Origin of the sequence: Pedobacter sp. V48 (assembly GCF_000523515.1) — a bacterium.
Lineage (GTDB): Bacteria > Bacteroidota > Bacteroidia > Sphingobacteriales > Sphingobacteriaceae > Pedobacter.
This window is the reverse complement of sequence record NZ_AWRU01000017.1, coordinates 40065-63436: the sequence shown is the minus strand read 5'-3', so window position 1 is coordinate 63436 and position 23372 is coordinate 40065. Positions and strand designations below refer to the sequence as shown.

Here is a 23372-nt window from a genome sequence, read left to right as displayed (position 1 = left end):
GCTATTTAACGCTGGAATTTTTAATAAAATTACCACTTAAATTCCAGTTTATCCCAAATAATACATATCTGGGAATATAGCTAAACGTACTTTCACTTTTAATATTTCCACCAACATATCTGTTGTACCCAATTTTTTGATTAAGGATATCCGTTATGGAAAGTTTAATTTCAAGCGCTTCGTTTTTTAATACCTTGGTTGACAGGTAACCATTCCATATGATCACGTCCAGATCTTTATCAAAAGATGAGTTTGCAGGACGGAATGAAAGGGACATGGTTGAATTAAATTCGAATTTGTAAGGTAGTTGTACTGTTGCAGATAACTCATGGTCGTGAATTAAGCTTCTGCCGTCATTAATGCTACCAATAGATGATTTACCATACATAAAGCTGGCCGATGGGGTGTAGCTTAAATCAAGTTTATGCGTATAGTAATTAAAAGATGTTCTTAAATTAAATTGAGTATTTCTTGTTCTGTTTCTCGTAAAATTTAATATCGTTTGATTGTTAGAGGTATTAAATCCGAGGTCTATACCAAAGCGGAAGTTTAACTTCGGAAAACCTTTAGAGTAATATACGTTTCCTGCTATTGAATTGTTTCCATTCAGGTTGGTATAGCTGGAGATTCTTTTGTTAAATTCATCAACTATTTCTGTGTCGACAATTGCGTTATTCGTAAAACCGTAGCTAAAATAACCAGAGATATACTGGTCGGTTGAGAACTGAAAACTATTGTAAGAAAGACCGAAGTTATTTGTAAACGAAGGCCTTAAAGATGGGTTTCCAATAACCTGAAATAGGGGGTTGTTTAACTGCCTTACCGGTTGTATCTGATTAATGCTTGGCTGTTGCATGTAACCATTGTAGTTCACAGATAAGTTGCTGTTGTTGTTTATTTTATAGAAAAGATTGGTGCTTGGAGATAGGTTTAAATAGTTGCGGTCAAAGTCGCTTTGCTGATCTAGATCTTTAAGCACAAAATTTGTTTGTGTGGCTTCCAATCCGGTAGAGATAGAGAAGTTCTTAACCTTATATTGCGTAATTATTTTTCCAACATTTGAGAAGTTGATGAATTTAAAATTATTACTTAAAGAGTCTATTTTATTGGTGCTATTATCTGAAACTAATCTGTAGCTGCTTGATGCTATTGTTTTGAAGCTATATCCTGCTTCTATAGCCCACCGTTTTGATAAGGGTTCTGTATAACTGATCCTGGTGCCTATTGATTTTTGATCGTTTACGTTGTCTTTATTCAGGTTCGTGTTTTCTACCCGGTTTTCATGGCCATTGTCATCATAGTACTTTGTCTGATTTATACTTTTTTCAATGTTTTTACTGGAAAGATTCTCGGGCTGGATGTCTATTGATAGTGTTCTTCCTTTTTTATTAAATCTTTTTGACCAGTTGATATTTCCGTTAAATGCTTCACTATGACCAGAGCCGGTATTGGTTTGGGTATTGTTACTGATAAATAAGCCTCGCTGATCTCTTGTAAAGTCGTCACTCGTAGAGTTTAGCTGATTTCTGTTTTGCTTTGCTCCAAAGGCTATTTTTAATGTAGTAAGTGAATCTATATTGTAACTGTAGCCACCTCTTAGGCTTTCACCAGTGTTTTTTGACCTGTCTTCTTTCCTTCCGGAGCTTGAAAATAACGATCCATTGGGTAGAAGTTCCTCGGATTTAGAAGTTCTTATATTCTTGTTTTTGTAGTCGAAACCTTTAAAATTAAGCTTTACCCCCATAGTATTGTTTTCGAACCTGTCGGCAAAGYRAMMSMSNAWATYARMNTWAWYKSKNCRAGYSRCKRSTWKRSRAGMKRTMAKCRWSRNTYATYAKCYMMNAYCRGAAGARNNCRTCRYSKAGSTGCCATCATCACCCACCTCAATCACATCATACTCTTCCCCTTTAAGCTTGCGCATAGATCGGTTGATTTTAGAATCATTGGTGAGGGTGGAGTAAGTTCCATAAACTGCAGCTTTGAGCTTGCTCTTAAAAACCCCAACCATTGCACCGTAATCTCGGAACTTGTCGTTTCCTTGGTTTGCATCTAAAGATGCGAGGTATCCATTTTTGGCATTTTCCTTTAATTTAATATTAATGGTCTTGTTCTTTACACCATCATCTATTCCGGTAAGCTCGGCTGTTTTACTTTTTTTATCGAAAACCTGAACTTCTTCTACAGCATTTGCCTTTAAATATTTTGTCGCCAAAAGCGGGTCATCGCCAAAAAACTCGTCTCCATCAACTAAAACGGTCTTAACATCTTTGCCTTGTGCTTTTATATTTCCGTTTTTATCAACAGCAACACCTGGTAGTCTCTTTAGTAATTCTTGTACATTGGCATTGGTACGCACAGCAAAGCTATCGGCCTGAAATACTAAAGTATCGCCTTTCATCCGGACCGCGCTTTTTGCCTGTATAACTACTTCGCTTAAGAGTTTCGATTTAAGCTCCATTTTAATGTCGCCAAGCCTAATGTTAGCGGTATCCGAAATCCTTAAGTTTGTGATATAGTCGGCCATTTTAGGAAATGTTACCAACAGCTTGTAATCGCCTTTGGTAACGTTTCTAAATTCAAACTTTCCTTCTGCATTTGCTCGGGTAGTTTTTACCATTATAGAGTCAACGGATCTTAGCAATAAAACTGAACTGTGTTCCAGATTCCTTCTTCCCAATGTATCGACAACCCTACCTGTAACACTTGCTTTTTGCGCAGTTACGGTAAGAAAGGATAGTGTAAGGAAAATGAAAATGGATAACCTCTTCAGCATAAATTACCGTATAACATTTATTAAGAAAGCTAAAATAATGTTTTTTGACAACTTAAGGTTTTTATGCGGGGGGACAAAAAAAAGGCCCGAAATATTTCGGGCACTTTCTTTAAAGTATATTTGGTTAGAATATTCTAGGTTGTTTATTTATAAGTTATTACGTAGTTGTTTTTGTTTCGTTATATAAACATAGTGTTAAATTTGAAATTATCATAATATTTTTTTTAATTATTTTAAACAATTTTAATGGAATGCTCAAAAACGCATCAAATAAGCATTTATTGTGTTGATATGGTTTTTATTAAAATGTAAGATTTTACTTGGTACAGCAAGTATAGTAAGTTTTAACCTTACCTTCTTTATCAGACCAGGCTACATAATTTTTACTCTCTTTTCCCAGTCGATATATGAATCCATTCAATTTGGTTTTTTTGAGCTCGTCGAAAAATGCTCTATCGGGTACGTTTGCATCAGGCACGTCTGCTTCATCAACAGCAGGCTCCATGAAGTTCTCGTCGTCAAAGAAACGGTTAACTTCTTCCTGTAGAAATTTGATCTGGTTTTTCTTCTTGGAAAGATCTATGGTAGCAATATAGTTCTTAAACAAATCGGTAGCTTTAATGTCTACATCGTAAATCTGTTTACCATCAAAAGAGCTGATAGAGAATGCAAGATGCATGTTGTCGGGTTTGTCGCCCAGTATTTGTACTTTAAAGGTATCAGCCTTTAAAGAATCAGTAAATGGCTTTGTTACAATCTTTACAAAATCTTTTCCAGCGGCATCGTCCTTGTCAACACTGTTACATGCAACTAAAAAAATGCTGCAGAGAAAAAAACAGGTTATTAATTGTTTCATACGCCATCGTTTATTTTAATCAGATCCTCAGGGGTATCAATTGCAATAGTTTCAATCTCGGTTACCTTGGTTTTGATCTTATACCCATTTTCTATCCATCTTAATTGTTCTAAACTTTCTGCAATTTCTAAAGAAGATAAAGAGAGCTTCGTAATTTCTAACAGAACAGGGTAGATATAGCCATAAATCCCGATATGTTTATAAAAATGATGCGTTTTTAACCAATTCTCCTTTTCCTGATTTCTGATATATGGAATTGTTTGTCGGCTAAAATAGATGGCTTCTCCCTTTGCATTGACAACAACTTTAGGGATATTAATATTGAAAAGCTCGGTTTCTGTATGTATTTCCTTGATTAAAGTGGCTAACTGAACATCCTTTTCGTTAAAGCACGAGGCTAAAAGATCAATCTGCTCAGGGTCTATATAAGGTTCATCACCTTGTATGTTTATGATTGCATCGTAACCAGAAATAGATGTTGCTACTTCCGCACAGCGATCTGTGCCGCTTAAATGATTGCTTCCGGTAATGATGAACTTACCTCCAAACCTTTTAACCTCAGCGGCAATACGTTCATCGTCAGTTGCCACAATTACATCGGATAAGCTTTTGGCTTTACTGGCTTGCTCATAAACCCTTTGAATCATACTCTTACCTTTAATTTGAACTAAAGGTTTACCCGGAAAGCGGGTTGAGGCATATCTTGCAGGTATGATTCCGAGAATCTTCATTTAAAATAATCCGTTTATTTCGGCTTCTATGGCTTGTATTATTGTTCCCAAATCTTCAGGGTTATTCGTAAAGTCTAATTTATCCTTATCCAGGATAAGCAGATTACCCAGTTTATAATCTTTAATCCAGGCCTCATACTTTTCATTTAATTTCGATAAGTAATCTATGCGGATGCTGGCTTCATATTCTCTGCCTCTGCGCTGGATATTGTTTACAAGAGTGGGTACAGAAGCACGAAGGTAAACAAGCAAGTCAGGAGGTTTAATAAATGAAGTAACGTTAGCAAAAATTGCTTTATAGTTTTGATGATCTCTAGTAGTCATCAAGCCCATATCATGTAAGTTATCCGCAAATATATGAGCATCCTCATATATGGTCCTATCCTGTATTACGTTTCTGTTGAAGTTTTGTATATCTACGATTTGTTGGAAACGGCTGTTAAGAAAGTAAATTTGAAGATTGAAGCTCCATCTCTTCATGTCGCTGTAAAAATCTTCGAGATATGGGTTATTGTCAACAGCTTCGTATAAAGCTTCCCATCCATAATTCTTAGCAAGTAAACCCGTTAGCGTGGTTTTTCCTGCTCCTATATTTCCTACTATCGCTATGTGCATAAACTTTTATTGAAGATCAGTAAGGTAGTTATTTTAGCCAATAAGTTAAAATGATTTGAAACCAATTAATTGTCTAACTTCTCTTATTGTTTTTTGTGCGCTTTCTCTGGCTTTTAAAGCACCATGAATAGCTACCTGACGTAAATATGAGCTGTCTTTAGAAAGATCTTCAATGCGCTCACGAATTGGCGTGTTGAAAACGATCATGTCTTCGGCCAGTTGTTTTTTGAAGTCGCCATACCGAATCTCCATTTTATTATACAAGTCATCGAAATGTTTCAGTGTATCAGCAGGTGAAACAATTTTCATTAAATCAAATAGATTCTGGATTGCTTCAGGTTTTTTTTGGTTCTCCTCTGAGGGACCACTATCTGTTACTGCGCGCGATACTTTTTTGCGGATGATTTCGGGGCTGTCTGATAAATAGATGCAGCTACCTTCTCCGTTTGATTTGCTCATTTTTCCATTTCCATCTAAACCAGGTACCTTAACCAGGTTTTTTGAATAATTAAAAGCAAATGCTTCCGGGAAATATTCTGAATTATATAGTCTGTTAAATCGGTTACCAAAAGTACGTGTAAATTCCAGGTGTTGTTCCTGATCTTTTCCAACTGGAACCTTAGTAGCCTTGTGGATCAAAATATCGGCAGCCATTAAGGTAGGGTAGGTTAGCAGACCTGCATTTACGTTATCTGGCTGAGACCTTACTTTGTCTTTAAACGACGTGCTTCTTTCCAGTTCACCCATATATGCATTCATATTTAGATATAAATACAGTTCGGCAACCTCGGGAACATCAGACTGAATATAGATTGTTGTTTCTTCGGGGTCTATTCCGCATGCAAGATATTCTACCAGTACATGTCTAACGTAACCATGTAAATCCTGAGGAGTAGGATGAGTTGTTAAAGAATGAAGATCAGCGATGAAAAAAAAGCAGTTATAATCGTACTGCATTTTTACAAAGTTGGTGACCGCACCAAAATAATTTCCTAAGTGTAATTTTCCTGTCGGACGTATGCCACTAACTACCGTTTCTTTCATAGGGCCGAAATTAATAAAAAACCACAACTCGATTCGCTTATAATTTCTTTTTTTATTCTTATTTGTTCAATTGGTTAATTTATTTCTCAACTCTAATACTTTAATGGTTTGAATTCTAAAAATTTGTATGTTTGAATTCAATGGTTAAACTTCTAAGGCATCTGCACCGCATTTATTCTTTATTTGTTCTTTTGGTTTTCTCGGCCTTATTTTACCCGTTTTATTATCTGGCTTCAAGAAACCCAAGGTATTACGATCTGATGAACAAACTGCGCAAATGGAATAGCTTCATTTGTAGTTTCTTTATAGGGTTGGCTTATCGTATTAAATTTGAACAAGAGCTGACAACTGATCAGACGTATATCTATTGTGCTAATCATACCTCTAATTTTGATATCATGATACTTTGCGTAATTGCAAAGGGCCGCTTTCATTTTATGGGTAAAGAAGAACTGTTGGCTAATCCTGTTTTAAAATTGTTTTTTAATACTATTGATGTTCCGGTAAAACGTGAGAGTAAGATTTCGGCTTTCAGAGCGTTTAAAAAGGCAGGTGATAATCTGGAAAAGGGGATGAGCCTGATTATTTTTCCAGAAGGAAGGATAGAAGATCAATATCCACCTAAAACGATACCTTTTAAAAATGGGCCTTTCAGGCTGGCAATTGAAAAAAATATACCCATTGTTCCTGTCAGTATGATTAATATTTGGAAAAGAATGTGGGATGATGGTTCAAAATATGGAACAAGTCCGGGAATTTGCGATATTTACATCCACAAACCAGTTGGGACTCAGGATTTGGGTGTTGATGACGCAGATCTATTGAAGGACCGCGTTTTTGATTTAATAAACAGTAAACTTGCTCATAAATGATTATAGATAAGCAAACCATAAATAAAGTTGCTGATTTAGCCAGAATAGCTATTGAAGATAAAGAAGTTGATACATTGATTGCCGACATGAATAAGATACTTACTTTTATGGAGAAGTTGAATGAGTTGGATACTACCGGTGTAAAGCCACTGGTTTACATGAACCAGGAAGAAAACATCTGGAGAGAAGATGTAGTGAAGCAGGAAATTACAGTACAAGATGGGTTAAAGAATGCAGCTAAGCACAACGAAAGCTTCTTCTTTGTTCCTAAGATCATAGAAAAATAAGCTGAAGTGTAACATTGGAGTATTAAAGATCGTCTAAAAAGAAAAAAGTGATGGAAAAAGCATTAATACAAATTACAGAGATAGGCCGTAAATACGTTATAGGTTCAGAAGTTATTCATGCTTTAAAATCCGTTACTCTTGATATCCATAAAGGCGAGTTCGTTGCTTTAATGGGACCTTCAGGTTCTGGTAAATCAACCTTAATGAACATTCTTGGCTGTTTAGATACCCCTAGTAAGGGCACATATATTCTTAATGGAATTAATGTGAGTCATATGACTGATAACGAACTTGCTGAGGTAAGAAATAAAGAGATAGGGTTTGTTTTTCAAACTTTTAATCTTTTACCACGTTCAACCTCTTTAGATAATGTTGCTTTACCGTTAATTTATGCCGGTGCTTCTAAAAAAGAGCGCGATGAGCGTGCTCAAAAGGCTTTAGAAAACGTTGGCCTTGGTAACAGGGTTACACACAAGCCTAACGAGCTTTCAGGTGGGCAGCGTCAGCGTGTAGCTGTTGCCAGAGCTTTAATAAATAATCCTTCAATTATATTGGCCGATGAGCCAACAGGTAACCTTGATACTAAAACCTCAATAGAAATTATGGGTTTGCTCGAAGAAATTCATAGTAAGGGAAATACCATTATCCTGGTTACACATGAGGAAGATATTGCGCAGCATGCTCATCGTATTGTGCGTATGCGCGATGGTTTAGTTGAGAAGGATTATAAGAATGAGGATATTAAAACTGTATCGCCACGCCTTAGCAATCTGGAGAAAATAGGCAGTGATTTTGAGAAAATAGTATAACATTTCTTAATGAAGATATATACCAAAACCGGTGATAAGGGATTAACCTCATTAATTGGAGGTACCCGAGTTCCGAAATTTCATTTGCGTATTGAATGTTATGGAACTGTTGATGAGCTTAATTCCTACATAGGATTAATCATGTGCCAGGAAATCGATAGCCATCATCAAAAAATACTTAAAGAGATTCAGGATAGATTATTCACAGTAGGAGCATCGTTAGCTGCTGATCCTGAAAAGTCAAAAATGAAGATACCCGACCTTCATGAAAGCGACATTGCATTGTTAGAACTGGAAATGGATAGCATGAACGAAATACTGCCGGAGTTAAAACATTTTGTATTGCCAGGTGGAAATACGGTGGTTTCTTACTGCCATGTTGCAAGATGCATTTGCCGCCGTGCAGAGCGTTTAGCGGTACATTTGGCTGCTGAAAGCTTTGTTGACGAAAAAATGACCATTTATTTGAACCGTTTAAGCGATTATTTATTTGTTTTGGCACGAAAACTGAATTTAGATGCTGGAACGGAAGAAAATATCTGGCTTCCGAGGCTTTAAAAAAAGTGGAAAAAAAAGTTTGTTTTGCTCAGGTTTTTTAATATACTTTTGCGAATAAATTTAGAATAACTTAATAGTAAAGAAATATGTATTGGACTTTAGAACTCGCATCGCATTTGGAAGACGCTCCATGGCCTGCAACAAAAGATGAATTGATAGATTATGGTATACGATCTGGAGCACCTGTAGAGGTGATAGAAAATTTACAAGCTTTGGAAGATGATGGGGAACCATATGAAACCATCGAAGAAATTTGGCCAGATTACCCTACTAAGGATGATTTCTTCTTTAACGAAGACGAATATTAACCATAACTAATAAAAAAGAAAGGCTCCGATTGTCGGGGCCTTTCTTTTTTTGGAACGATGATTGTTTATGTATTGTCATGGAAGTGTTTAACACAACCTGAAATCTGTCTAAAACATACACCTAAAATTAAACGTTATGGGAAATCTACTTTATCTAGTTGCCGTAGTATTAGTAATACTGTGGATCATTGGCTTCTTCTTTAATGGCTTTGGCCCAAATGTTGGTGGCTTAATCCACATTTTATTAGTTATTGCGGTTATAGCAATTATTCTAAAAGTTATCAATAGGGCAGCATAATAGCACTCCTGTTAATCGGTCGTTATGCCGGTAAAAATCGGCATAACGATCTTACAAAGCCTTTTTTCTTTTGTTAAGAAAGATCGATGCAATTTCAAGGTCCTCAGGGTACGTAATTTTAATATTCTCTCTTTCTCCTTCAATCATATTGATCTCAAATCCCGAATATTCGGCAACTGAGGCATCGTCTGTAAACTCATTTCTGAATGGTTTTTCATAAGACTTTTTTAATACATCCAAATTGAAAGTTTGAGGGGTTTGTATCAAAACGACCTCGTTTCTATTCAGCGATTCACTTTTCTGGCTGCCAATCATTCTTCGGATGGAATCTGTTGGGGTAATGCCTACGATGCAGTTGCCTTTTTCTTCTGCTACCTGAAATGACTTAGAGATAAGGCCTGCAGAAATCAGCGGCCTTACTGCATCATGTACCGCTACAATCCCTTTGCCCTTAATGGCTTTTAGACCGTTTTTTACGGAATGAAATCTTTGTACGCCACCTTTTACTACCTGATGTGGAATTGAGCAGCTGTAGGTGTCGCATAGCTCTTCCCAGTATTCATGCTGATGGATATTTAGTACTAAAAGTATTTCAGGATTTAGAGGGCATTGATGAAAAGCCTCGAGGGTGTGCATTAATACCGGTTTACCATCTAATAATAGAAACTGTTTGGCTATAGCATTTTGCATTCTGCTGCCAGAACCACCTGCAACTAAAATGGCGTAGTATTTCATTGTATTTTGGCTTTTAAACAAAAATAGGAGATTTAAATCAGTTCTGATTCAAGCCTCCTATTACAACTCTAATATTTTGATTAGATGATCAACATAGCATCACCATAGCTATAGAAACGGTATTTTTCTTTTAAAGCCACTTCATAAGCATGTCTAACGTAATCGTAACCACCAAATGCACTTACCATCATTAATAACGTTGATTCGGGAGTGTGGAAGTTAGTGATCATTGAGTTAGCAATGCTGAAATCATAAGGAGGGAAGATGAACTTACTTGTCCAGTCGTTAGCTGCCTTAAGTGTTCTGTTTGAAGAAACAGCTGATTCTATTGCACGCATAGAAGTAGTTCCAACAGCACAGATCTTCCTTTTTTCTTCAATCGCTTTATTTACAATGTCTGCATCTTTTTGCTCAATAATGTACTGTTCTGAGTCCATTTTGTGTTTAGTTAAATCTTCAACCTCTACAGATCTGAAAGTACCTAAACCAACATGTAAAGTAACTTCTGCAAAATTAATACCTTTTAATTCCAGGCGTTTCATTAACTCTCTGCTAAAGTGTAAACCAGCGGTAGGGGCAGCAACTGCACCTTCATGTTTTGCGAAAATAGTTTGATAACGTTCTTTATCCTGAGCAGTAGCTTTACGCTTGATGTATTTTGGAAGTGGAGTTTCACCAAGAATTTCGATGTTTTTTCTGAATTCTTCGTCAGTTCCATCAAATAAGAAACGAATGGTTCGTCCACGTGAAGTAGTGTTATCGACAACTTCGGCAACTAACAGATCGTCATCACCAAAGTATAATTTGTTTCCAACACGGATTTTACGGGCCGGATCAACCAAAACATCCCATAAACGTAATTCTTTGTTCAGTTCACGCAATAAGAAGACTTCAATTGTTGCACCTGTTTTTTCCTTATTTCCGTATAAACGTGCTGGGAAAACTTTAGTGTTGTTCAATATCATTACATCCTTATCATCAAAATAACCTAAAATATCCTTAAATATTTTATGTTCAATTTTGCCACTATCCTTGTGTAGAACCATTAAACGGGCTTCGTCCCTTTGTTCTGAAGGATTATTGGCAACTAATGATTCAGGTAGATTAAACTTAAATTGAGATAACTTCATATTTTTCGATGTGATAATTAAGGGCGCAAATTTACAAAATATAATCTTCTTTTTTGCAATTAACTTACGTCCTGATAAACAAGATATGTTTTATTCATAAACATAAATGTATTTTTTATATTATATAATGTTTTTCTGTAACCTTTTTGGTTAGTTTTGGTCTAAACATTAATTATGATCATTCTCAAACTAATAGGCGAAAGTTTTCGATTTGCATTTGATGCTCTCCGCCAAAATAAGCTTCGCACCATGCTTTCCTTATTAGGGATCACCATTGGTATTTTTGCAATCATATTCGTGTTTTCCGCTGCTGATACTTTTAGAAGTAAACTGCAGGCAAGTATAGATAAACTAGGCTCTAAAACAATATTTGTTCAGAAATGGCCATGGGGTGGTTTCGGAGATTACCCGTGGTGGAAATACATGAACAGGCCAGTGCCGTCACTAAGAGATTATGAGTTGCTGAGAGATCGTCTGGAACATGCAGAAGGGTTGTCTTACGAAATCTGGGCAAATGAGAGAACTATTAAATATAGAAGTAATTCGGTAGAAGGTGTGGGGGTAAGAGCTGCTTCTCAGGATTTTAATAAAACATGGACCCTGGATTTTCAAGAAGGAAGATATTTTACTGAGAATGAAGGAAGGGCGGGTTCTCCTGTTGTTCTTATTGGTGCTCTTGTGGCCGAAGGCTTATTTAATGGAGAACCTGCAATTGGCAAATCTATAATAGTGATGGGCCGTAAATTAAATGTAGTTGGTGTTTTTAAGAAAGAAGGAGAAGATATTCTGGGTATGTCGCAGGATAAGAATATTATAATGCCTTTAAATTTTGCTAAAGGTATTATGGATATTGAAAGTGACAGGTATGACCCATCAATTACGGTAAGGGGCTTTGAACACATTGCACTTGACGAGATTGAAAGTGAAATACAAGGAACCATGCGTTCCATCAGAAGGTTAAGGCCAGGTGTTGAGGATGATTTCTCTTTAAATAAGAGTACTATTGCATCTAATCAGTTAGATACCATGTTCGGAATGGTTGATATAGCCGGTTGGGTAATAGGTGGCTTTTCTATTCTAGTTGGGGGGTTTGGTATTGCCAATATTATGTTTGTTTCGGTAAAAGAACGTACCAATATTATAGGTATCCAAAAATCGCTGGGTGCTAAAAATTATTTTATCATGCTTCAGTTTCTATTTGAAGCGATAGCATTGTGCTTGCTGGGAGGGCTGTTAGGCTTGCTTCTTGTTTATCTGGCAACGTTAGCTGCCAGTGCTGTCGGTTTTGAGATGATCTTATTCATGAAAAATATTATGCTTGGGATAGGTGTGTCTGTTATTATTGGTACAATTTCGGGATTTTGGCCGGCTTATGCAGCATCTAGGTTGGATCCTGTTGAAGCGATTCGCTCGTAATATGGCTTAGCTCTTTGCTTAAGAACTGAGCATTAATACTCAAAGGCTGGAATCTTTTGCCCTGAAAAAGGACAAAATTTTCTATGTCTTTTCCCATAACACTCAGTTTCTAAATATGGCACCTCAGCGTAAAGTCGCTAGTCCAACATGCATGGAGTAATGGGGAGAAACATAAAGAAATAAAAAGGCCTGTTTCATTTGGAACAGGCCCTTTGTTATGTTTTGAGCTCTATCGTTATGTTTTGAGCTCAATGTCTAAGTACTAATATCTAAATACTAAACTTACCTCAATTTAGCTAAAGCAGCTTTTATCCTTGAAACTGCATCTCTAAGTTTATCTTCAGCAGCAGCGTAAGAAATTCTGATACAATCACTGTTTCCGAATGCTTCGCCTGTAACAGTAGATACGTGAGCTTCGTTTAATAAAAATAAGCTTAGGTCTTCTGCGCTGTTGATGGTTTGAGTACCATCGGTTTTACCAAAGTAAGATTTTATTTCAGGGAAGAAATAAAAAGCCCCGTCCGGAAGATTTACCTTAACACCCGGGATTTCTGTTAATAGGGCATGAACGATGTCTCTACGTTTTTTAAATTCAGCGACCATTTGGTTTACAGTATCTAAACCTCCCTGATAAGCGGCTAAAGCTGCGCGCTGAGCGATAGAAGATGTTCCTGAGGTGATTTGACCTTGTAGTTTATCGCAAGCATTTGCAATTTCTTTATTCGCTGCCATGTAACCAACTCTCCAGCCAGTCATAGCGTAAGATTTAGAGAAACCATTGATCAGGATTACCCTGTCTTTAATTGAATCAAATTCTGCAATCGAAGCATGTTTACCAACAAAGTTGATGTGTTCATAAATCTCATCAGAGATGATATAGATGTTCGGGTGTTTTTCAAAAACAGCTACTAAATCAGCTAATTCTTCTTTGCTGTAAACAGATCCGGTTGGATTGCAGGGCGAAGAGAACATGAATAATTTGGTTTTAGGAGTAATTGCTGCTTCTAATTGTGCTCCCGTAATTTTAAAGTTGTTTTCAACTGTTGCGTTGATGAATACCGTTTCACCTTCACCAAGTTTAATCATTTCTGAATAAGATACCCAGTATGGAGTTGGAACGATAACCTCGTCTCCTGGATCAACTAAACACATTACTGCGTTTGCAAGTGATTGTTTAGCTCCTGTGGAAACTACAATCTGATCGAAACCATAGGTTAATCCATTTTCTCTCAATAACTTTTCTGCAACTGCCTTACGTAGTTCAGGGTAACCAGAAACCGGAGTATAGTAAGAGTAATTCTCATCTACAGCGGTCTTTGCAGCCTCCTTAACAAACTCAGGTGTAAAGAAGTCTGGCTCACCAAAGCTTAGGTTAATAACGTCTATTCCTTTTGCGGATAGCTCTCTGCCTAACTTAGCCATTTTAATTGTCTGTGACTCAGATAGGTTATTGATTCTTTTGGATAAAAATGTCATAATAATTTGTGCGTGGGCAAATTTAATTTTGTGCAGTGACAAATATATGAACCTCACTGAATTATAAACTAAAAAAAATACTTTTTAATGTAATTCGATAGTGAAACTGTATTTTTGGTGGCTAATCTCTATAAAGTGCAACCTAAAAAAAAGGCGATACTTCTTTCTTTATGCGTCGGGATAGTGCTTATGCTGGCAAAATTTGTTGCCTATTTCATCACTCAGTCCAATGCAATTTTAACTGATGCTTTAGAGAGTATTGTGAATGTACTAGCCAGCAGCTTTGCATTTTATAGCATCTATCTGGCCACCATCCCTAAAGATAAAAATCATCCTTATGGTCATGGTAAAGTGGAGTTTTTCTCAGCTTTTCTGGAAGGCACTCTTATAACCATTGCCGGATTGATCATTATCTTTAAATCTACCTATGATTTAATCTATCCTAAGCCAATTTATCAGCTTTTTGAAGGAGCTATTATTATTGGGGCGACCGGAATTGTAAACTTAATTATAGGTTTTTATCTGATAAATACCGGAAAAAAACACAATTCAATTACGTTGGAGGCTGATGGGAAACACTTGCTTACCGATGCCATAACCAGTGCAGGACTGGTGGTTGGTGTAATTTTAATACAGCTTACGAAGATCTATTGGCTGGATAGTGTGATCTCGATTTTATTAGGATTATACATCATTTACAACGGATATAAGCTTACGCGAAGATCTATAGGTGGATTGATGGACGAAAGTAATATTGATCTTGTAAAAGACATTATTGAAATTTTGCAGAAAAACCGTAAGGAACCCTGGATAGATGTACACAACCTGCGGGCGCAACAGTATGGCGCCGATCTGCACATAGATTGCCACTTCACGCTTCCTTATTACTTCGATCTCAATCGTGTTCATCAGGAAATATCTAGTATTGATGAACTTATAAATGGCAATGCACATCGGAAAACGGAACTGTTTATTCATGCAGATCCTTGCCTACCTGCTTGCTGCAACTATTGTAAAATGAATGATTGTCCGGTAAGGCAAGAAGCCTTTAGAAGTGAAATTAAATGGACAATCGAGAATGCAACTAAAAATCAAAAACACTTCGATCAATGAGTTATTTTAATGTAAGAGTATACGGCTTACTAATTAATGCTGAAAACCAGGTACTGATTAGCGACGAACAATCTGGGGGCCGGACATTCAGTAAATTCCCCGGTGGCGGATTAGAATTGGGCGAAGGTCTGATAGATGCCCTTAAACGTGAGTTTATGGAAGAATGCAATGCTGAAATTGAAGTGCTCAATCATCTTTATACTACCGACTTCTATGAGCAGTCTTCTTTTAACGATAGTCAGATTTTAAGTATTTATTATACCGTAAAAGCGTTACATCCCTTAGCGTTGAATTTTAAGACTGATGTATTTGATTTTGATGAAAATACCTTACAGTCGTTTAGATGGGTTAGCTTAAATGACCTTAAAACTGACGACGTGACTTTTAAAACCGACAAAACTGTAATAGAACTATTAATTAAAGAAAGAAACCAATGAGTTTAGCCGAAAGGGATAAAAAAGTAATATGGCATCCTTACACACAAATGAAAAATGCCGCACCTCATGTTCCAATTGTAAGAGGAGAGGGTGTTTACTTATTTGATGAAGATGGCAAGAAATATATTGATGCTGTTTCCAGCTGGTGGGTAACCATTCATGGGCATGCTCATCCTCATATTGCGGCTAAAGTTGCTGAGCAATTAAAGACTTTGGAACACGTAATATTTGCAGGATTTACCCATGAACCGGCTGTACAGCTGGCAGAACGTTTGCTTCCATTATTACCTGGCAGACAGGAAAAGGTATTTTATAGTGATAATGGATCTACAGCAGTAGAGGTAGCCATTAAAATGTGCTTACAGTATTGGGTTAATACTACCAAGCAGCCCCGGACTAAAATTATTGCATTTAGGGAGGCTTATCATGGCGATACTTTTGGTGCCATGTCGGTGAGTGGGCGGAGTATTTTTACTGATCCCTTTGCTTCTCTTTTGTTTGATGTTGAATTTATTGATCTTCCCAATGAGCGGAATATTGAGCAGCTTAAATCTAAGATCAATTATCTTTCTAATGAGGTTGCCTGCTTTATATTTGAACCGATGGTTTTAGGTGCAGGCGGAATGTTGATGTATGAACCTCAGTATCTAGATCAGTTACTTGAAACTTGTCAGAAACACGGAATACTGACAATAGCAGATGAAGTGATGACTGGTTTTGGGCGCACTGGTAAGTATTTCTCTTGCGAGGCACTAAATACTAGTCCTGATATTTTTTGTTTGTCTAAGGGGCTTACAGGTGGCACTATGCCAATGGGGATTACTACATGTAACCAAAAAATATTTGATGCCTTTTTAAGTGATGATAAACTTAAAACTTTATACCATGGACATTCATTTACGGCTAATCCGGTAACTTGCGCAGCCTCATTGGCTAGTCTGGATATTTTGCTAAAGCCGGAGACACTTGCAAACATTCATAGAGTAGTGGCAAAACATGAAGCTTTTGCTTCACAGATAAAAGGTCATCCGAAGCTTAAAGATGTAAGGCAGGCAGGAACAATATTGGTAATGGAGTGGGAAACTGGTACCGATACCTCTTATTTAAACGGATTGAGAAATCAACTTTATAACTACTTTCTGGATAAGGGGATTATACTCAGGCCGCTGGGGAATATCATTTATATTTTAGCACCTTATATAATCAGTAACGAAGACCTTGATTATATTTACCAAACTATTAATGAAGCACTAAACGATATATAAATTCAGGATGACCAGGTGTGTATAGCATGACGAATTTACAAGGATGAATAATAAAGCAATATTATAATAAAAACAGTAATGAACATTAAACCGATTTTAGAGAACATAGTAAGCGATAATGTTTTACATGCCAAATGGTTAAATACCTTGTCGTATATGGAAAATGCAGGTGCAAAGAAAATCTCTGCATCGGAGCATAAAGAAAAGGTGAACCTTATAATTCTTAAACATGCAGCAGAGGAACACCGTCATGCTTATTATCTAAAGAAGCAGCTCGACAAACTTGATGGAGATCTATGCAAAACTTATACTAGTGATGAGCTATTGGCTCCTAACGATACCAAATTTTATTTAAACGCTTTGGATGTGGCTGTATGCCGTTATTTGAAACAGCATTTTAATTTAAGCGGATATGAACTAAAGTTTGCAGCTTATCTTTTTGTCACCTATGCAATTGAAGTACGTGCAGATGAGCTATACCCTGTTTATCAGGATGTTTTAACTGCTGCAAGCAGCAAAGTAACCGTTAAATCGATCATTCTTGAAGAAGAAGGACACTTGGAAGAAATGTTAAACCAACTTAGAAGCTTTGATGCGGATTGGGAAAAACATGCTGAACTGGTAATAAAGATTGAGCAGGATATGTTTAATTCCTGGATGCAAAATTTGAATAAACAAATTGCTTAAACCCTTACAACCTTAGCAGGTGTGATGGCATAAAAGCAATCGCCCTGCTCTGCATCTAATATTTTTTGCCCGGTAAAAACACTAAAAGCGGGTAATATGGCGTAATGTTTTCCAAAGTAAAAGCAAGGGAACTTCAATTGCTGCTTAGCCTTTCCATAAATAATTACACCGGGGTGTATGTGGCCCGAGATGCTATAATAATCATCAACTTCACCAGGTTTATCATGTATAAATCTAAAAGGTGCCAGCAACAATTCCTTTTGATGTACTTCTATGCCTAAAGCCTCATAATCTTCATTCTTTAAATTGTCGTGATTTCCTTTTATCAATATAACTTTAAGGTTGGCATAGCTATTTCGCCAGTGCATAAAAGCATTGGCATCGCTGTTAATGTTATTGTGGAACATATCTCCGGTAACCAGCAGAGTTTCAGGACTAAATTCCGACATCAGAGTGCTTAATCTTTGCAGATCTGTATGGTTTATTGCATCAGGCACCTGTATGCCTGATTTTCTGAAATAAGCAGACTTTCCGATATGCAGGTCACTAATGATAAGCATTTTTCTAGCTGGCCAGCATATTGCTCTTTCATTACTTAATATGAGCTGCTCACCTTTACAATCAATGGTCATTTTTTTGCTTTTTTCTTTTTACTGGTACTCTTTTTTCCGATTCTGAAGTCATTCTTTCAATCCGCTGACTCAATTCCTCGCTACTCATGTTATCCCTTAAACTATCTACTTTGATCGGGAAACACAGTGGGGTATAGCTGTCAGCCTTTATAACGATAACCTTGCTGGTTTGTATGCGATGCAGGGCTGCGGCTAATCGGGGTTCTTCAATCTGCTGATAAAATGCTTCGTCATATGACTGACGCAATAATAAGTTATGTTTATCATAATCGCTAAAAACATTAAAAAATAGGGAAGAGGATGACTGTAAGTGCTTGTTAGCAACATATTTCCCTGGGTATCCCTGAAAAACAAGTCCCGAAATGCAGGCAATGTCTCTGAACTTACGTCGGGCCATTTCTGTTGCATTAATACTGGCTACAATATCGTCGGTCAGGTTAACGGGGCTAAATAGCTCTTTTATCGTATTTTCCTCCAGAGGAATGGGCTGTTCACTGAGCAACTCAAATCCATAGTCGTTCATAGCAATAGAGAAGCTTATAGGTTGTACGCGACCAAGTCTAAAGGCTATTAATGCCGCCATGATCTCATGTACCTGTCTGCCTTCAAAAGGATAGGCAAAGAAATGATATCCATCTTTGGTATTGATCAGTTCAATTAAAAACTCGTCACTTTTAGGAACATGAGAAACCTTGGCCTGACGTTCAAATAGTGGCAGTATAAAATCGAGCTCTTCATCTCCATGCTGTTTATCGAGTGTCTCATTGTATTTCTTCCTCAGTATACTTCCAAGGTTTGCGGTTAACGACATACGGCCACCCATCCAACTTGGACTGATGGCTTGTTTAAGTTTACTTTTCCTAACCAATACCATCATCTCCTTGACCATTATAAATTCAAGTACTCTGCCGGCAAGGGTAAAGCTACTTCCTGGTTTCATCCGTGATATGAATGATTCTTCAATCATACCAATATAGCCACCTGTCAGGTATTTTACTTTAAGCATGGCATCACTAACTATCGTTCCAATGTGTAACCGGTGGCGCATGGCAATTTGTCGGCTTTCCACTTTCCAAAGTCCATCGGTACTTTTTGTTACTTTACTAAATTCATTATAAGCTGTTAAGCTATCTCCACCTGTAGTAATGAATTGCATAATCCAGCTCCATTCCTGAGGTAGGAGTTCCCTGAATGCATGAGTTTGCTTAATCTCGAAAAAAATCTTTTCATCATCAAACCCATCGCCAACGGCCAAGGTAACCAGGTATTGGATCAACGTATCAAATGACATTACAATAGGCTCCCTGCTTTCGATATCTTGTGTTTTTGCCGCTTCTTTTATTGCCGCAGCCTCTACAAGTTCTAATGCATGAGTAGGCAGAAAATAAATCTTAGAGGTTTCATTTGGAGAGTGGCCACTGCGCCCGGCACGCTGTAAGAACCTGGCAACACCTTTTGGAGAGCCAATCTGAACTACAGTATCAACAGGTTTAAAATCCACACCTAAATCCAAAGACGACGTGCATACAACAGCCTTAAGCACTCCTGAATGTAATGCGTCTTCAATCCAGTTCCTCAATTCATAATCTATGGAGCCATGATGGATAGCAAGTAAGCCGGCAAGGTTTTCGTCCTGGGCAAGCAAGGTCTGGTACCAGAGTTCGGCCTGCCCTCGGGTATTGGTAAATATTAAGGTGGTTTTACTTTTATTAATGATAGGGATGAGTTTATTAGCCAATTTATGACCTAAATGACCAGCCCAGGGCAGCATATCTATATGGTCCGGCAATATTGATTTGATAACGATCTTCTTCTTAATGTCGGATTTTATTATGGTTTTGAGCAAATCGGTGTAAGGAACAAGTACGTCCATCGCCTGCTCCATATTGCCAATAGTTGCCGAGATTCCCCATATCCTTAGGAGTCTTTCGGGGTGCTGCGCTGTAAGCAACCCTTTTATTCTTGAAATCGCCAATTCCGCCATCACACCACGTTTGCTACCCAGCAGTTCATGCCATTCATCAGCAACTATACATTGTAATTGATCAAAGTAATTAAAAGTGCTTTTTTGGGCAAGCAGCAAGTGCATACTTTCAGGTGTGATGATGAGCACCTCTGGCATTTGTTTTTTCTGTTTTAACTTTTCACTTTGGGGAGTATCTCCATTTCTTACGCCTATCATCCAATCCAGTTTGAGTTCATCACAAACCTCGCGCATGGCACGTGCCAAATCCTTAGCAAGGGACCGAAGTGGTGTTATCCAAATCAATTTTAATCCGGTCTTAGTTTTACTTTTAAGTGCTGTGGTTTTCAGCTCAGCTCTTTTATTCAGCTCATCAATTACCACAGCTAAAAATATAGAATAGGTTTTACCAAATCCGGTAGGAGCGTTCACCAGACCACTATAGCCTTCGGCATAATATTGCCATGCATCAGTTTGAAACTTAAAAGGTCTTTTTTTACTAAGTTTTAGCCAACTTATTACCTGCTTGTATCCCTTGCTATTTTCCAGTTTCATAAGGTAGATTGTAATAATTGCCTAAGGTCATCAAGCGTATTGATCTCATCGGCCTTTTTATCTTTTCTCCACCTGGCAATTCGTGGAAACCTTAATGCCAGCCCGGCTTTGTGTCTTTTACTTTCGGCTATTCCTTCAAAAGCTATTTCGAATACCAGTTCAGGCTTTACCGTGCGTACGGGGCCAAATTTCTCTACAGCATTTTTCTTTACAAAACGATCTACCTCCTTAATTTCAGCATCCGTTAAACCGGAATAAGCCTTTGCTATAGTGATTAACTGATCTCCATCACGAACAGCAAAAGTATAATCCGTATAGAAGTTAGCCCTGCGACCGCTTCCTTTTTGTGCATAAATCATTACTGTGTCAACAGTATAAGGGTTTATCTTCCATTTCCACCAATCTCCGCGCTTTCTGCCTGAATGGTACAATGAATCTATTTTTTTGAGCATAATACCCTCACTGTTCAGTTCTCTTGCACCTTCTTTAAGTTTTGCTAGTGATATCCAGTCGCTAAAAATAACTATTGGGGAGAGTGCAACAATATCTTGCGTTTGGAGTTGCTGAATCGTTTGCTCAAGTAGTTTTCTACGGGTAGCTAATGGATCTTCTCTTAAATCCCTTCCTTTATGCTCAAGAAGGTCGTAGGTGTAAAAACCTATTGGAGCATCATTAAGCTGTGCTTTATTGATGGTTTTTCTATTTAATCTTTGTTGCAGTATGCTAAAAGCCTGAACCTTGCCGTCCTTTATGGATAGTATTTCTCCATCCAGTACGGTGCCATCTGGTAACTCGTTTGCCAGGAAATGGAGCTCAGGAAATTGATCTGTTACTAGTTCTTCGCCGCGCGACCAAATGAACAATTCTCCATTACGCTTAATGATTTGTCCACGAATGCCATCCCATTTCCATTCAGCTTGCCATTCTTTTGGCTCACCCAAGCTTGCTGGTTCAGATTCAAGAGCATAAGCCAGGCAAAAAGGATATGGCCAGGAATTGTCGGTATTTACATGAACACCTGCAATAAGGTCATTATAGGTGATATCTGAAGGTTCCCATTTGCCCATAATGCTGTGCATGATTTTGCTGCTTTCGGTTGTACTTTGTTTTGCCAGTGCATTTACAAGCATCTTGTTGGAAACACCTATTCTGAAATTTCCTGATATGAGCTTATTAAATATAAAGCGTTCCCTGGTTTCTAAACTATTCCAGGCGTTAACAATAAAGTTTTTTTTACGGATGTCGTCTTGCCGGTTTAATAAAGCCAGGTCCTTTATCCACTCATGTAACTTACGATCGGAAGCCTGAGCAGGAGGAGGCAGTATAAGCGCTATGGTTTCACTTAAGTCGCCCACATTGTGATAACTTTCTGTAAATAACCATTCAGGGATTTCACTTAGCTCTATTGCCCACAGCTTAATTAAAGCAGTACTTACAGGGCGTTTTGGACGCTTGCCTGTAAACATGGCTATTACGTAAGGTTTATCCAAATCATCAGCTTCATTGAAATAATCTACAAGGGCGGCAATTTTATCGTTTGTCTTATTGCTTGTTTCAAGTTGTTGTATAAGTTCTGCAAAGCGTTTCACGATTTTTCCTCCTCTTCTTCCTCATTCCCGTATTGAGTTTTTACTTCTTCAGATTCAATGCCTATTTCATTTAAGTATTTAGAGAAGGTAGCTGTAAAGCCATGTGTTATAAAAACCTTTTCTGCCTCGGTAGCTTCTATGGCCGATAATAGTCCGGGCCAATCGGCATGATCGCTTAATGCGAAACCTGCATCAGCGCTTTGCCATCTTCTGCCGGCCCTAACTTGCATCCAGCCGGAACATACTGCGGTAGCTGGATTTGTTAAAGTTTTAATCCATTTACCATCAGAAAGTGCAGGAGGCACAATAACAATTCCTTTTTGCAGTTCTTCTTTTTTCATTTCAGGAGTGATCCTGATGGTTTCGGGCAAATTTATACCGGCATGCATAAACCCTTCGTTTAAATTTGCAATAGAGCTATGAACATATATGTCACCATAACCATCCAGACCTTTTATAAGTCTTTGGGCTTTACCTAAGCTGTAAGCAGTGAGTACTGAGGTTTTGTTCTTATCCCGATTGTTAGATACCCAATCTTTTATTTGTCCAAATACCTCTTGTTGCGGCTGCCATTTATAGATAGGCAATCCGAAAGTACTTTCAGAAACAAAAGTATGGCACTTTACCGGTTCAAATGGAGTGCTTATTCCATCGTATTCTACTTTATAGTCGCCGGATATTACACAGACCTCGCCTTTATATTCCAGTCTTATCTGTGCAGATCCTATAACATGGCCTGCAGGGAAAAGACTTAACTTAACGCCATTAATGGTAATCTGTTTATGGTAGGGTAAGGTTTGTATGTTTAGATCTGGGCCTAATCTGTGATTAAGAATTGATTTAGTGAGGTCATGACATAAATAGGCTTTATTGCCCGATTTTACGTGATCTGAATGCCCATGAGTGGTTACCGCGTAGTTAACGGGTTTCCATGGGTCAATGTAAAAATCACCTTGTGCACAATAAATACCCTTGCTTGTAAATTTGATTAATGCCATCTGGTAATAAACAAAATCAAGATAGGTAAAGTTTTGGAGCATTTTAAGTGCCTGTTGATAATGACCAACGAGCACACTGGAATCAAAGTGATTACCCGGCCCATCCAGGCCAGGCATCACATCAAAATAGACCCATATACCTATGTATACGGGGGATCTTTAATGCTGTTTAGTATCTATTCTTTTATAAATGTAATAGCTGGTTTCATGCAATAAAATGTATCC

General features: G+C 37.6%; 23 protein-coding genes and 1 pseudogene. 11 read left to right on the top strand and 13 right to left on the bottom strand.

Annotated elements, in window-relative coordinates:
• Window position 1 precedes the first annotated feature (1 nt).
• The 6 genes and pseudogenes from N824_RS34350 to trpS all read right to left on the bottom strand — a co-directional run bounded on the left by N824_RS34350 (window position 2) and on the right by trpS (window position 6019).
• Window positions 2-1744, bottom strand: a complete 1743-nt coding sequence (locus tag N824_RS34350) for an outer membrane beta-barrel protein (RefSeq protein ID WP_235207151.1) — start codon at window positions 1742-1744, stop codon at window positions 2-4.
• Window positions 1745-1834: 90 nt separating this feature from the next.
• A pseudogene (locus N824_RS34345) lies at window positions 1835-2773 on the bottom strand (carboxypeptidase regulatory-like domain-containing protein).
• Between the two features lie 316 nt (window positions 2774-3089).
• Window positions 3090-3629, bottom strand: a complete 540-nt coding sequence (locus tag N824_RS16105) for a hypothetical protein (RefSeq protein WP_052334162.1) — start codon at window positions 3627-3629, stop codon at window positions 3090-3092.
• Window positions 3626-4360: a 3-deoxy-manno-octulosonate cytidylyltransferase gene (gene kdsB / locus N824_RS16100; protein WP_048906175.1), complete on the bottom strand. Its 735-nt coding sequence runs from the start codon at window positions 4358-4360 to the stop codon at window positions 3626-3628. The genes N824_RS16105 and kdsB overlap by 4 nt, the downstream gene beginning before the upstream one ends.
• Entirely contained in the window at window positions 4361-4975 is a 615-nt protein-coding gene (locus tag N824_RS16095) for a deoxynucleoside kinase (RefSeq protein ID WP_048906174.1), read from the bottom strand.
• Window positions 4976-5020: 45 nt separating this feature from the next.
• Window positions 5021-6019, bottom strand: coding sequence for a tryptophan--tRNA ligase (gene trpS, locus N824_RS16090; protein WP_048906173.1), 999 nt, complete (start codon window positions 6017-6019; stop codon window positions 5021-5023).
• 140 nt (window positions 6020-6159) lie between these two features.
• Between trpS and N824_RS16085 the strand changes: the two genes are divergently transcribed.
• From N824_RS16085 to N824_RS30315, 6 genes are all read left to right on the top strand, one after another.
• Window positions 6160-6891, top strand: a complete 732-nt coding sequence (locus N824_RS16085) for a 1-acyl-sn-glycerol-3-phosphate acyltransferase (protein WP_048906172.1) — start codon at window positions 6160-6162, stop codon at window positions 6889-6891.
• Window positions 6888-7178, top strand: a complete 291-nt coding sequence (gene gatC, locus N824_RS16080; RefSeq protein WP_048906171.1) for an Asp-tRNA(Asn)/Glu-tRNA(Gln) amidotransferase subunit GatC — start codon at window positions 6888-6890, stop codon at window positions 7176-7178. Before N824_RS16085 ends, gatC begins: the two co-directional genes overlap by 4 nt.
• Window positions 7179-7228: 50 nt before the next feature.
• Window positions 7229-7987, top strand: a complete 759-nt coding sequence (locus tag N824_RS16075) for an ABC transporter ATP-binding protein (RefSeq protein ID WP_172659157.1) — start codon at window positions 7229-7231, stop codon at window positions 7985-7987.
• A gap of 9 nt (window positions 7988-7996) precedes the next feature.
• Window positions 7997-8545: a cob(I)yrinic acid a,c-diamide adenosyltransferase gene (locus tag N824_RS16070; RefSeq protein WP_048906169.1), complete on the top strand. Its 549-nt coding sequence runs from the start codon at window positions 7997-7999 to the stop codon at window positions 8543-8545.
• Window positions 8546-8631: 86 nt separating this feature from the next.
• Window positions 8632-8853, top strand: coding sequence for a DUF2795 domain-containing protein (locus tag N824_RS16065; protein ID WP_008240955.1), 222 nt, complete (start codon window positions 8632-8634; stop codon window positions 8851-8853).
• Between the two features lie 136 nt (window positions 8854-8989).
• A complete protein-coding gene (locus tag N824_RS30315) occupies window positions 8990-9151 on the top strand; it encodes a lmo0937 family membrane protein (RefSeq protein ID WP_152542334.1) in 162 nt (53 codons plus the stop codon).
• 51 nt (window positions 9152-9202) lie between these two features.
• On the opposite strand, the gene N824_RS16060 is transcribed toward N824_RS30315, so the two are convergent.
• Window positions 9203-9886 carry a 2-C-methyl-D-erythritol 4-phosphate cytidylyltransferase gene (locus tag N824_RS16060; RefSeq protein WP_048906168.1) on the bottom strand — a complete coding sequence of 228 codons (684 nt, stop codon included), beginning with the start codon at window positions 9884-9886 and terminating at the stop codon, window positions 9203-9205.
• Window positions 9887-9966: 80 nt separating this feature from the next.
• Complete coding sequence (queA, locus tag N824_RS16055) at window positions 9967-11016, bottom strand: tRNA preQ1(34) S-adenosylmethionine ribosyltransferase-isomerase QueA (protein ID WP_048906167.1); 1050 nt, start codon at window positions 11014-11016, stop codon at window positions 9967-9969.
• Window positions 11017-11190: 174 nt separating this feature from the next.
• On the opposite strand from queA, the gene N824_RS16050 reads away from it, so the two are divergent.
• Window positions 11191-12432 (top strand): ABC transporter permease, encoded by a 1242-nt coding sequence (locus N824_RS16050; RefSeq protein ID WP_048906166.1) that lies wholly within the window; start codon window positions 11191-11193, stop codon window positions 12430-12432.
• 282 nt (window positions 12433-12714) lie between these two features.
• Here N824_RS16050 and N824_RS16045 read toward each other — a convergent pair whose 3' ends face one another.
• Complete coding sequence (locus N824_RS16045) at window positions 12715-13908, bottom strand: pyridoxal phosphate-dependent aminotransferase (RefSeq protein ID WP_200869897.1); 1194 nt, start codon at window positions 13906-13908, stop codon at window positions 12715-12717.
• A gap of 135 nt (window positions 13909-14043) precedes the next feature.
• Here N824_RS16045 and N824_RS16040 point away from each other — a divergent pair, with 135 nt between their 5' ends.
• The 4 genes from N824_RS16040 to N824_RS16025 all read left to right on the top strand — a co-directional run bounded on the left by N824_RS16040 (window position 14044) and on the right by N824_RS16025 (window position 17410).
• Window positions 14044-15021, top strand: coding sequence for a cation diffusion facilitator family transporter (locus N824_RS16040; RefSeq protein ID WP_152542333.1), 978 nt, complete (start codon window positions 14044-14046; stop codon window positions 15019-15021).
• Window positions 15018-15458 carry an NUDIX domain-containing protein gene (locus N824_RS16035; protein ID WP_048906164.1) on the top strand — a complete coding sequence of 147 codons (441 nt, stop codon included), beginning with the start codon at window positions 15018-15020 and terminating at the stop codon, window positions 15456-15458. The genes N824_RS16040 and N824_RS16035 overlap by 4 nt, the downstream gene beginning before the upstream one ends.
• Complete coding sequence (bioA, locus tag N824_RS16030) at window positions 15455-16723, top strand: adenosylmethionine--8-amino-7-oxononanoate transaminase (RefSeq protein WP_048906163.1); 1269 nt, start codon at window positions 15455-15457, stop codon at window positions 16721-16723. Before N824_RS16035 ends, bioA begins: the two co-directional genes overlap by 4 nt.
• A gap of 78 nt (window positions 16724-16801) precedes the next feature.
• On the top strand, window positions 16802-17410 hold the full coding sequence (locus N824_RS16025) for a hypothetical protein (RefSeq protein WP_084498358.1): 609 nt from the start codon (window positions 16802-16804) through the stop codon (window positions 17408-17410).
• Here N824_RS16025 and pdeM read toward each other — a convergent pair.
• From pdeM to N824_RS16005, 4 genes are read right to left on the bottom strand one after another with little or no spacing between them, the layout of a single operon-like run.
• Window positions 17407-18042: a ligase-associated DNA damage response endonuclease PdeM gene (gene pdeM / locus N824_RS16020; RefSeq protein ID WP_048906162.1), complete on the bottom strand. Its 636-nt coding sequence runs from the start codon at window positions 18040-18042 to the stop codon at window positions 17407-17409. The two genes, N824_RS16025 and pdeM, sit on opposite strands and share 4 nt — an antisense overlap.
• Window positions 18032-20560 carry a ligase-associated DNA damage response DEXH box helicase gene (locus N824_RS16015; RefSeq protein WP_048906161.1) on the bottom strand — a complete coding sequence of 843 codons (2529 nt, stop codon included), beginning with the start codon at window positions 20558-20560 and terminating at the stop codon, window positions 18032-18034. The genes pdeM and N824_RS16015 overlap by 11 nt, the downstream gene beginning before the upstream one ends.
• A complete protein-coding gene (locus N824_RS16010; RefSeq protein WP_048906160.1) occupies window positions 20557-22149 on the bottom strand; it encodes an ATP-dependent DNA ligase in 1593 nt (530 codons plus the stop codon). Before N824_RS16010 ends, N824_RS16015 begins: the two co-directional genes overlap by 4 nt.
• A complete protein-coding gene (locus tag N824_RS16005) occupies window positions 22146-23264 on the bottom strand; it encodes a ligase-associated DNA damage response exonuclease (RefSeq protein WP_306413902.1) in 1119 nt (372 codons plus the stop codon). Before N824_RS16005 ends, N824_RS16010 begins: the two co-directional genes overlap by 4 nt.
• Window positions 23265-23372 lie beyond the last annotated feature (108 nt).